11 protein-coding genes are annotated in these 11590 nt (G+C 41.3%); 10 read left to right on the forward strand and 1 reads right to left on the reverse strand.

Annotated elements, in window-relative coordinates:
• The first annotated feature begins 44 nt into the window (after positions 1 to 44).
• The 9 genes from rfbA (at position 45) to ugd (ending at position 10082) form a co-directional block, all read left to right on the forward strand.
• Complete coding sequence (rfbA, locus tag ACOTW6_RS14450) at positions 45 to 923, forward strand: glucose-1-phosphate thymidylyltransferase RfbA (protein ID WP_213789143.1); 879 nt, start codon at positions 45 to 47, stop codon at positions 921 to 923.
• Positions 924 to 926: 3 nt separating this feature from the next.
• Complete coding sequence (gene rfbC, locus ACOTW6_RS14455) at positions 927 to 1475, forward strand: dTDP-4-dehydrorhamnose 3,5-epimerase (protein WP_213789144.1); 549 nt, start codon at positions 927 to 929, stop codon at positions 1473 to 1475.
• Between the two features lie 62 nt (positions 1476 to 1537).
• Positions 1538 to 2758, forward strand: a complete 1221-nt coding sequence (locus ACOTW6_RS14460) for an oligosaccharide flippase family protein (protein ID WP_213789145.1) — start codon at positions 1538 to 1540, stop codon at positions 2756 to 2758.
• A complete protein-coding gene (locus ACOTW6_RS14465) occupies positions 2755 to 3921 on the forward strand; it encodes an O-antigen polymerase (RefSeq protein WP_213789146.1) in 1167 nt (388 codons plus the stop codon). The genes ACOTW6_RS14460 and ACOTW6_RS14465 overlap by 4 nt, the downstream gene beginning before the upstream one ends.
• Positions 3918 to 5012, forward strand: a complete 1095-nt coding sequence (locus tag ACOTW6_RS14470; RefSeq protein WP_213789147.1) for a glycoside hydrolase family 99-like domain-containing protein — start codon at positions 3918 to 3920, stop codon at positions 5010 to 5012. The genes ACOTW6_RS14465 and ACOTW6_RS14470 overlap by 4 nt, the downstream gene beginning before the upstream one ends.
• A gap of 6 nt (positions 5013 to 5018) precedes the next feature.
• Complete coding sequence (locus ACOTW6_RS14475; protein ID WP_213789148.1) at positions 5019 to 5888, forward strand: rhamnosyltransferase; 870 nt, start codon at positions 5019 to 5021, stop codon at positions 5886 to 5888.
• Between the two features lie 74 nt (positions 5889 to 5962).
• Positions 5963 to 7075, forward strand: a complete 1113-nt coding sequence (locus ACOTW6_RS14480) for a glycosyltransferase family 4 protein (protein ID WP_041909159.1) — start codon at positions 5963 to 5965, stop codon at positions 7073 to 7075.
• A gap of 208 nt (positions 7076 to 7283) precedes the next feature.
• The gene (gndA, locus tag ACOTW6_RS14485) at positions 7284 to 8690 is read left to right on the forward strand and encodes an NADP-dependent phosphogluconate dehydrogenase (RefSeq protein WP_028013772.1); all 1407 of its coding nucleotides are present in this window, start codon (positions 7284 to 7286) and stop codon (positions 8688 to 8690) included.
• A gap of 225 nt (positions 8691 to 8915) precedes the next feature.
• The gene (gene ugd, locus ACOTW6_RS14490) at positions 8916 to 10082 is read left to right on the forward strand and encodes a UDP-glucose 6-dehydrogenase (RefSeq protein ID WP_062932824.1); all 1167 of its coding nucleotides are present in this window, start codon (positions 8916 to 8918) and stop codon (positions 10080 to 10082) included.
• 49 nt (positions 10083 to 10131) lie between these two features.
• Here the strand turns inward: ugd and ACOTW6_RS14495 are convergent, their stop codons facing one another.
• Positions 10132 to 11136 carry an NAD-dependent epimerase gene (locus ACOTW6_RS14495; protein ID WP_172754519.1) on the reverse strand — a complete coding sequence of 335 codons (1005 nt, stop codon included), beginning with the start codon at positions 11134 to 11136 and terminating at the stop codon, positions 10132 to 10134.
• Between the two features lie 192 nt (positions 11137 to 11328).
• Between ACOTW6_RS14495 and ACOTW6_RS14500 the strand changes: the two genes are divergently transcribed.
• On the forward strand, positions 11329 to 11590 hold a 262-nt coding region (locus ACOTW6_RS14500; protein ID WP_421766262.1), incomplete at its 3' end, for a Wzz/FepE/Etk N-terminal domain-containing protein.

Raw genomic sequence — 11590 nt, forward strand, 5'->3', positions numbered from 1 at the left:
GGGATGCCTGGGAATGGGCATCCTATGACTATAGAGATGATGAAATGAAAACGCGTAAAGGTATTATTCTGGCGGGTGGCTCTGGCACTCGTTTGTATCCAGTGACCATGGCTGTTAGTAAACAATTATTGCCTATTTATGATAAGCCGATGATTTACTATCCTCTTTCAACGCTGATGCTGGCTGGTATTCGAGATATTTTAATTATTAGTACTCCGCAGGATACACCGCGTTTTGAACAACTTCTGGGTGATGGAAGCCAGTGGGGTCTGAATCTGCAATACAAAGTCCAGCCAAGCCCGGATGGTCTGGCACAGGCTTTTGTTATTGGCGAAGAATTCATTGGTAACGATGATTGCGCCCTGGTGTTGGGGGATAACATTTTCTATGGTCACGACCTTCCTAAATTGATGGATGCCGCGGTTAATAAAGAAAATGGTGCAACGGTCTTTGCCTATCACGTGAACGATCCTGAGCGTTACGGTGTTGTCGAGTTTGATAAAAGTGGTACCGCCATCAGCCTCGAAGAAAAACCGCTGGAACCGAAGAGTAATTATGCGGTGACGGGACTCTATTTCTACGATAACAGTGTCGTTGAGATGGCGAAGAATTTAAAACCGTCAGCACGTGGTGAACTGGAAATCACGGATATTAACCGTATTTATATGGAGCAAGGAAAGCTTTCCGTGGCTATGATGGGCCGTGGCTTTGCCTGGCTTGACACAGGGACTCATCAGAGCCTGATTGAAGCGAGTAACTTCATTGCAACCATTGAAGAACGCCAGGGGCTGAAAGTGGCTTGTCCTGAAGAAATTGCTTACCGCAAAGAATTTATTGATGATGAGCAGGTTAAAAAACTCGCTGCTCCGTTGTCAAAAAACCAATATGGACAATATTTACTGAAAATGATTAAAGGTTATTAATTAATGAATATCATTAAAACAGAAATACCCGATGTGCTAATTTTTGAGCCGAAAGTTTTTGGTGATGATCGTGGTTTCTTTATGGAAAGTTTCAATCAGCGAATTTTCAACGAAGCTGTTGGTAAAGAAGTTAATTTTATTCAGGATAATCACTCTAAATCCAGCAAAAATGTACTTCGTGGTTTGCACTACCAACTACAGCCCTATGCTCAAGGTAAATTAGTCCGTTGTGTCGTCGGCGAAGTTTTTGATGTCGCTGTCGATATTCGTAAAGACTCACCCAATTATGGGAAATGGGTTGGCGTACATTTATCTGCAGAAAATAAAAAGCAATTATGGATCCCTGAGGGATTTGCTCATGGATTTTATGTTCTGAGCGATACAGCAGAATTTGTGTATAAAACAACTAATTATTATTCTCCTGAACATGAGCGTTCAATCTTATGGTCAGACAGCGAACTGAATATTCAATGGCCTGTCACCCCCGATTGTTCACCGAGTTTGTCTTCGAAAGATCTTGCTGGTAAAGCTTTTAAAGATTCAGACTATTAATTCCTACGCAGGCCTGTAAATAGCATACAGGCTTTTTTCACATTACTGAGTGTATCATACCAGTGAAAAAAAACATTATACTGCTATTTTTTGTACAGGCTTCAAATTATTTATTCCCTTTGTTAACCCTCCCATATTTAATGCGAGTGTTAGGGGCTGAAAATTTTGGAATTGTAGCTATGGTCCAGGCGTGGCTACAATACATAATAATTTTTGTTGATTATGGCTTTAACTTTAGTGCGACGTTACTGATTTCAGTTAATAAGAATAATCAATCCAAAATTGATTCTATTTATACAGCAGTAACTGCTGCTAAGTTAGTTTTATTACTGATAGTTTCATGTATTTTTGCTTTATATGTAATTATTAATGGTACGAGTGTATACCCTTATCTGATCCTGTTGGGGATGATATCCGTAATAGGTACAGTTTTATTTCCTGTATGGTTATTTCAAGGGATTGAAAAAATGCAGGGTATTGCAATTTGTACAACCATTGCAAAATTTGTCTCCCTTGTGCTGATTTTCCTTTTAGTAAAAACGCCTGAAGATATGAATATGGCCGTTATAAGCCAATCATCAGGGATGTTTATCTCAGGTATTTTGGCTTGTTTCTTTATAAAAAAACAAAAATTGGCCAAATTTACTCAAGTATCAATACAAGAAATCTATTCGGTTTTATCTAAGGGATTTGACCTTTTTGTATCTAATATAACTATAAGTTTTTATACAACTTTAAATATATTAATCATTGGATATTTTGGTGGTCCGACGCTGGCAGGTTATTTCTCAGCAGCAGATAAAATCCGAACTGCAGCGCAAGGTTTGATGAGTCCCGTTCAGCAAGCGATGTTCCCAAGAGTCAGTTCATTGATTAGTGAAGGAAAAACACTAAATGAAATCTGGAACTTGTATGGTAAGAAGTTTATTGCGTACGGATTGTTAATATCGATCGCAATGGCTGTCATAGGATACCCTGTATCACTTTATTATTATAGTGCGGAATATCGAATATCTTCGATGATATTGTTGATGATGTCTCCTTTGCCATTTATCGTTTCAGTGGGCGTTGTATATGGACAATGGTGGTTAATACCTAATCATTTCACAAAAATTGTCAGGAAAACATATCTTGCTGTGAGTTTTATGCATATTATAGTTTCTATACTATTAATGCATCTGAATCCAACATATGGCGTGACAATTAGCGTGATTATTACAGAAATAATTGTTTCGGCTATTTTTGTCCTGGTGAGTTTTAATAGCGAAAAGAATTCAAGATGATTAAACGAAGACCTAGAAATCCATCTGTTTATTTATGCCTGTATGTTGTCTTTGCATTAGTATTATGGGTTTCACAAAGTAGCCTCTACATCACATTTGATTCTGGTTTGATGATCCTAATTGTTGCTTATTTATATTTTTTCTTAGGATGCTATATAGGTAATAAAACAACAAGATTTCATCAGCAAGATAATCTAATAAATAATCAATCGCTCTTTAATGCTTCCTTGCAGGTAAAAATTTTACTTGCAATTAACTTCTTCATATTGATTTATTTGGTGTTTTTGTTTAAAAATATAATGGCGAGTGGTATTTCGTTCGCAGAATACAGAGAAAGTTTATTTAAAGATCAATCAATAAAAGAATACTTTGGAGCATTTGCTGCTTATTTATTTGTATTTGCAACCCTGGTGCCGCTTTTTGGTATTAGTTATGGTTTGTATTTGAAGATTAATAAAAATAAATCTGCAATCTTATTTTTATCATTTTTAATGTTGATTGGAAAAGAAAGTATCTTGATTTCAAGATACTATGTTTTCGCCCCGGTGCTGGCAGCAATATTAATATTATATTGCTATGATAGCAAAATGACCTTGAAGAAGGTTGTTTTTGCTCTGGCTGTATTTTTGATTTTGTTATTAGCTATATTCACTTTTAGAGGTGATAGCGACTTAAGTCAAAGCCTGATTAATACTCGCAATTATGCGATTGCAGGTTACTCACTTTTTACTCATGCAATTGATAGCGGTGATACTGATACTTTGTATGAGCTTTCAAGTCCATTTTCATTCTTAGGTATACTTGGCGCTAAGTTTTACGACCAAAGCGCTTTCTTCACAAAAGTACAAAATTTCGTTCTGCTGGGCAGTGGTGGTTATTTTAATGCTTTTTATACATCCTTGTTATTACCCTTTCTTTATTTCGGTAGTTTAGGGTTAGCTGTACTCAGTATGCTGTTTGGATATATTGTATCGAGAAATCACAATTGCATTATCAATAAGAACTCATTCCTTAACTTCAACTCCCTGTTTGCTTTGATTGTTATTTTCTTTTCTCATCAATTTTTGCCGGTGCAGTTATCCTTCTTTTGGGATTATTTCCTGATTTCGTTATCAGTTCATTTTTTTGTAGTTTGTTATAGAAATATAAGGAGTAATTTTTGAAAACATTAGCATTTTATCTTCCGCAATTTCATGAGATCGAAGAAAATAATAAATGGTGGGGAGAAGGTTTTACCGAATGGGTCAATGTTAAAAAGGCTACGCCTCTTTTTAAAAATCATAACCAGCCCAGAGAACCTCTGAATGATTATTATTATAATTTGCTTGATGTAGAAACATTAAAATGGCAATCGGAACTTGCAAAAAAGCATAATATTGATGGTTTTTGTTTCTATCATTACTGGTTTAATGGCAAGCGTTTACTGGACAAACCAGCTGAACTTTTACTGAAGAACAAAGATATACATCTCCCGTTCCTTTTTTCATGGGCTAACGAACCATGGACGCGTAGTTGGGATGGTAGTCATCGAGATGTTATCATGCCCCAAAGTTATGGTGATGAATCAGACTGGTTAAATCACTTTAACTATCTCAAGCCATTTTTTGAAGACGAAAGATACATTAAACATAATGGTAAGCCTGTATTTCTGTTATATCGTTCTGCTAGCTTTGAAAAGTGTAATGCATGGATTCAGTATTGGCGGAAACTGGCAAAAGAAACGTCTTTCGGTGATATACATTTTGTGTCAACACTTACCTCATTCGCTCAAGATCATCGTAAGCTAGATTTTGATGCCGAGTTAAATTTTGAACCAATGTGTACTTTTGAACACAATATGGGGAAACTTAAACCAATATTGCGAAAAGTTATCGGAAGAATAAAACGTATTTCCAATGAAAAATTAAAAACAAATTACGTTGAGCAGATATTATCTTATCAATCAATTTGGGACAAAATCCTTGAAAAGGATTTTAGTGAAACACATTATTCAGGTGCATTCGTTGATTGGGATAATACGCCAAGGAAAAAAACTAAATCACTCGTGATGAAAGGAAGTAATCCTCAGGTATTTAAAAATAATTTCGATAAACTTTATAAAAAATCTATTGCTGCTAATGTACCATTTTTATTTATAAATGCTTGGAATGAATGGGCTGAGGGTACGTATCTTGAGCCTGATAAAAAAAATGGCTATGGTTATTTGAATGCAGTAAAAGATACTGTTGAAAAATACAAAAAAATTAATAGGTGATAGGTCGTGATTAGTTCTGTAACTGTGACATTTAACCCTGATATACTTTGCTTAGAAAAGCAATTTCTTTCTTTGCAAGGCCAAATAGACAGTGCTGTTATAATAGATAACGGCTCTCGAAATTACGAAGAGATAAAAAATTTAGCAGAAAAATTTAATTTCGTCCTGATCAACTTGCCCGAGAATATGGGTCTTTCGCATGCGCAAAATATTGGTATCCAAAATGCTATATCTTGCGGTGCCGAATATTTATTACTTCTTGATCAAGACAGTGTGTTAGGTGCTAATTTCATCAGCGCCATGAGTAAGATTTACACTCAGTACAACGTTGGTATCTTGGGGCCTTCTTTTTATGATCCGCACACAAACGAATTCTATTGGGGCACTAATTACATCGGTCCATTTATTAAACGAACGCCAATAGAAGTAATAACAGATGTTACCTACGTTATTGCATCTGGCTCTTTCTTTTCTTCTGAAGTTTACGAGAAAGTTGGTAAAATGGAAGAAGCATTGTTCGTGGATTATATTGACGTGGAGTGGGCCCTGCGTGCTAAAAAATTTGGGTATCGCGTTGCAATGACTAATCAGGCGTCAATGGCTCATACGATTGGTGATTCAAGGCTGAATCTGTTAGGACGTAAAATATCTGTTCATAGCCCGATGCGACGTTACTTTTTGGTCAGAAATAGCTTCTTTATGATCAGAAAGCCATATATACCAGTGGGTTATAAGATTCGTGAGGTTTTCCTTAATTTTGCTCGTGCTGCAATATCTTTAATTCTTAATAAAGAAAAAAAGAAAACGTTGATGATGATCTTTTACGGTATTTCTGATGGTCTTTCTGGAAGATTTGGACCATTCAAAAGACATTAATACCAGGTGTAGCTGTCTCGTTGCAAGTTAATGAGCGTTAGTAACGATATACTTATCGGACTGTTTCAAAAACTATGAAAATTCTTTATATAATTACACGCGCGAATGAAATCGGTGGGGCTCAGACTCATTTGCGTGATATGACATCTGGTTTAGTAAAGGATGGTCATCAAGTTGAGTTAATCGTTGGAGAGCAAGGCGCTCTGGTTGATGATGTTCGCGCATTAAATGTGAAAGTTCATATTATCCCTGAGCTGGTAAGGGAAATATCGCCTTATAAAGATATTAAATGCGCTTTAATTATACGCAAGATTATAAAAGAATTTTCTCCGGATGTTATTGCACTTCATTCTTCTAAAGCTGGAATTGTAGGGAGGTTGGCAGCTCTTTTCCTGAAAATTCCTGTTGTTTTCACCGTACACGGTTGGTCATTCGCAAATGGTGTTCATGATAAGAAACGTCGCTTGTACATTGTTATTGAACGATTATTCAGTAAAATTACTGATGAAATAATCACAGTCTCTGCTCAAGATAAACAACTTGCAATCGAACATAACGTTGCGTCTGCCAGTCAGCAAACGGTGATCCATAATGGCGTGCCGTTAAAAAGTGCTGCTCCTCATGTTTACCATACTCACGACGTAGTGAAGTTGATTTCGGTAGCTCGTTTTTCAGAACAAAAAGATCATGAAAGCCTATTGAAAGCGTTGAGTCGATTAGAAACAAGAAACTGGGCGTTGACGCTGGTAGGAAAAGGTCCCAGGTTAGATGAGATGAAACAGCTTTCACAGGATCTTGGAATTAGCGAAAATGTACTGTTCACAGGCGAACGTTTAGACGTTGATGCCTTGCTGGCAGACAGTGATATTTTCCTGTTAATTTCTAACTGGGAAGGTTTCCCTATCAGTATTCTCGAGGCTATGCGTGCAGGCTTGCCTGTTTTAGCATCAGACGTTGGTGGCGTTTCTGAATCTGTCATTGATGGCAAAACGGGATATCTCGTTCCTCGTGCAGATATTGATGCCATTAAAAACAGACTCGCTGACTTAATTAGTGATAGTGCTTTACGTGTTGAATTAGGCAAGTCAGGAAATGAATTTTTCCTTGAAAACTTCTCATTCAACGCAATGTATAATAAAACGGTTGAACTTTATCAAAAAGCAATTAATAAAAAACATAATAAATAAGAGAATTTATTATCTGTTGTGATTTAGTTCATTTATAAATAAAATATACCTGCACCTTTTGTGGGGATTTGATATATCCCGTTTTGTGTCGTCTGGCGTGATCAAGGCCACAAATGCCTACCTCTGTCCCTGATTTATGAGTTAAGATTCTTGCAAATTATATCTGTCGGGGTTACCCGACAGTGACCACACCTGACAGGAGTATGTAATGTCCAAGCAACAGATCGGCGTTGTCGGTATGGCTGTGATGGGGCGCAACCTGGCGCTCAACATCGAAAGCCGTGGTTATACCGTCTCCGTTTTCAACCGCTCCCGTGATAAGACTGAAGAAGTGATTGCCGAAAACCCAGGCAAGAAACTCGTTCCTTTCTATACGGTAAAAGAATTTGTTGAGTCTCTGGAAACGCCCCGTCGTATCCTGTTAATGGTCAAAGCAGGCGCGGGTACCGATGCTGCAATTGACTCCCTAAAGCCTTACCTTGAAAAAGGCGATATCATCATTGATGGCGGTAACACCTTCTTCCAGGACACCATTCGTCGTAACCGTGAGCTGTCCGCTGAAGGCTTCAACTTCATCGGTACCGGCGTTTCCGGCGGTGAAGAGGGCGCGCTGAAAGGCCCATCTATCATGCCTGGTGGCCAGAAAGAAGCGTACGAACTGGTTGCGCCTATTCTGACTAAAATCGCTGCTGTTGCGGAAGATGGCGAGCCGTGTGTGACTTATATCGGTCCGGACGGTGCGGGTCACTATGTAAAAATGGTGCACAACGGCATCGAATACGGCGATATGCAGCTGATCGCAGAGGCATACTCCCTGCTGAAAGGCGGCCTGAATCTCTCTAATGAAGAGCTGGCTGAAACCTTTACCGAGTGGAACAAAGGCGAGCTGAACAGCTACCTGATCGACATCACCAAAGATATCTTCACGAAGAAAGATGAAGAAGGTAAATACCTGGTTGATGTGATTCTGGATGAAGCAGCGAACAAAGGTACCGGTAAATGGACCAGCCAGAGCTCTCTGGATCTGGGCGAGCCGCTGTCTCTGATCACCGAATCCGTCTTTGCGCGTTATATCTCTTCTCTGAAAGAGCAGCGCGTTGCGGCTTCTAAAGTGCTGTCAGGCCCACAGGCTAAACCAGCAGGTGACAAAGCTGAATTCGTCGAGAAAGTTCGTCGCGCCCTGTACTTGGGTAAAATCGTCTCCTACGCGCAGGGCTTCTCACAGCTGCGTGCGGCGTCTGACGAGAATAACTGGGACCTGAACTACGGCGAGATCGCGAAGATCTTCCGCGCGGGTTGCATCATTCGTGCGCAGTTCCTGCAGAAAATCACCGATGCCTATGCTGAAAACGCAGGTATCGCTAACCTTCTCCTGGCACCGTACTTTAAGAAGATTGCAGACGAGTACCAGCAGGCGCTGCGTGACGTGGTTGCCTACGCTGTACAGAACGGTATCCCGGTTCCAACCTTCTCTGCTGCGGTGGCATACTACGACAGCTATCGTGCTGCTGTTCTGCCTGCCAACCTGATCCAGGCACAGCGTGACTATTTCGGCGCGCATACTTACAAGCGCACGGATAAAGAAGGTGTGTTCCATACCGAATGGATGGAGTGAGTTAACTCTCTGCAATAACATCAACCCGGAGCTCGTCTCCGGGTTTTTTTATGCAAAAAATGCCGCGCAATAATCGAAGTAGTCTGAATCTCGTCCCGCTCGTAATGATTACTCCTGGTTTGCCTTGACAGTGCTGTTTGCCAGGAGGTACAAAGCCCAACAGTTATGTTTATCGCGATGGTCTGCCGGCCATCAATACAGTTAACTAAAAGAAGTCATTAGCGAATGAAAATAACAATTTCCGGAACAGGGTATGTCGGTCTTTCTAACGGCATTCTGATTGCTCAGAACCATGAAGTGGTTGCGCTGGATATCGTGCAGGCCAAAGTGGATATGCTCAATCAGAAGAAATCGCCGATTGTCGACAAAGAAATCCAGGACTATCTCAGCAACAAACCGCTGAATTTCCGCGCCACGACAGATAAAGAAGATGCATACCGCGATGCGGATTACGTCATCATTGCGACGCCTACTGACTACGATCCAAAAACCAATTACTTCAACACCTCAACCGTAGAAGCGGTTATCAAAGATGTTATTGCGATTAATCCTGATGCGGTGATGGTTATTAAATCGACCATTCCTGTCGGCTTTACCAAATCCATCAAAGAAAAGTTTGGTATTGATAATATCTTCTTCTCGCCAGAGTTCCTGCGTGAGGGGAGAGCGCTTTACGATAACCTGCATCCTTCCCGTATCGTTATTGGCGAACGTTCTGAGCGCGCTGAACGCTTTGCCGCACTGCTGCAGGAAGGCGCAGTGAAGAAAGATATTCCGGTGCTGTTTACGGACTCCACCGAAGCGGAGGCGATTAAGCTTTTCGCAAACACCTATCTGGCAATGCGAGTCGCGTACTTCAATGAGCTCGACAGCTACGCAGAAAGTCTTGGGTTGAACACGCGCCAGATTATTGAAGGGGTTTGCCTCGACCCGCGTATTGGCAACCACTATAACAACCCGTCATTTGGCTACGGTGGCTATTGCCTGCCAAAAGATACCAAGCAGCTGCTGGCAAACTACCAGGCTGTGCCGAATAACCTGATATCGGCGATTGTTGACGCTAACCGGACGCGTAAAGATTTCATCTCCGATTCTATTCTTGCGCGCCAGCCGAAAGTGGTCGGCGTGTACCGTCTGATCATGAAGAGCGGTTCCGATAACTTCCGCGCTTCTTCCATTCAGGGGATCATGAAGCGTATTAAGGCGAAGGGCGTGCAGGTCATTATTTATGAACCGGCCATGCAGGAAGACGAGTTCTTCCATTCGCGTGTGATCCGCGATCTGGATGCATTCAAAAAAGAAGCGGACGTAATTATCTCCAACCGTATGGCGGAAGAGCTGGCGGACGTTAAAGATAAAGTCTATACCCGCGATTTGTTCGGCAGCGACTGATTAATATCGTGATATAAAAAAACCCGGCGCTCTGCCGGGTTTTTTGTTTTTAAACGTTATAGAAGTTGCGGTACCAGTCGACGAAGTTTTTCACGCCTTCTTTGACTGAGGTTTGTGGTTTAAACCCAATAACGTCATACAGCGCTTTGGTGTCCGCACTGGTCTCCAGCACGTCACCCGGCTGGATCGGCATCATATTTTTTACCGCTTCCTTGCCCAGCGCCTCTTCAAGCGCGGTAATGTAATCCATCAGTTCGACAGGTGAACTGTTACCGATGTTATACACGCGATACGGGGCAGAGCTGGTTGCTGGCGAACCGGTTTCGACTGTCCAGTCGGCATCGGCCTGAGGAATGACGTCCTGTAGGCGAATAATCGCCTCCGCAATATCATCAATATAGGTGAAGTCGCGCTTCATCTTGCCGTAGTTGTATACGTCGATACTGTTGCCTTCAATCATGGCTTTGGTGAATTTAAACAGCGCCATGTCCGGGCGTCCCCACGGGCCATAGACGGTAAAGAAGCGCAGGCCAGTGGTCGGTAGGTTATACAGATGCGAATAGGTATGCGACATCAACTCATTGGCTTTTTTGGTTGCCGCATACAGGGATACCGGATGGTCTACGGTGTCGTCAGTTGAAAACGGCATCTTACGGTTGAGGCCGTAAACAGAACTGGATGACGCATACAGAAGATGCTGAACCTTATTGTGGCGACAGCCTTCCAGCACGTTCAGGTGACCTACCAGGTTAGCATCTGCATAGGCATGCGGGTTTTCCAGCGAGTAACGCACGCCCGCTTGTGCGGCAAGATGGATCACGCGGTCAAATTTTTCATTGGCGAAGAGCGCAGTCATGCCCTCGCGGTCCGCTAAGTCCAGCTTGTGGAAGGTAAAACTCTCGGATTTGAGCAGTTCGAGGCGAGCGAGCTTGAGGTTAGGGTCATAGTAATCATTCAGATTATCAATCCCAACAACTTCATGCCCTGCATCAAGCAGGCGCTTGCTGACATGAGAACCGATAAAGCCCGCCGCGCCCGTTACCAGAAATTTCATAGCTTCCCTCATTCACAGTGTTCTTGTTGATGTCCCAGGACATCAGATTCCGACTATGATAGCGCGTTGCTCTTCACATACATAACCCATCTTTCCGATATAACTCATCGTATTCTTATAGAATTTTCTACAACAAGAGATACACTATGGAAACAAGATTATTTTTGCCCTTTTTCATCTGTTAGGGATTGTATGACGCAGAACAACGATAGCCTGGTCAATCGCAGCAATGACCCGGAGCAAATTGATTTACTGGATTTAGTAGTACAACTATGGCGCGGTAAGTGGGTAATTGGAGCGTTTATTGCTGCTTTTATTGTTCTCGCTGTTGCATACATTACCGTTGCTAAGGAAGGTGCGAATAAGCGGGGAAATTCTTCTCGGCTGACTCAGTCATTTCATTTCTTCATGTTTGAGCCGATTTTTTCTCCCGTAAATGCCTTGAATCAGCCTA

The organism is Enterobacter cloacae complex sp. IR5403, from assembly GCF_049238705.1.
GTDB lineage: Bacteria > Pseudomonadota > Gammaproteobacteria > Enterobacterales > Enterobacteriaceae > Enterobacter > Enterobacter hormaechei_C.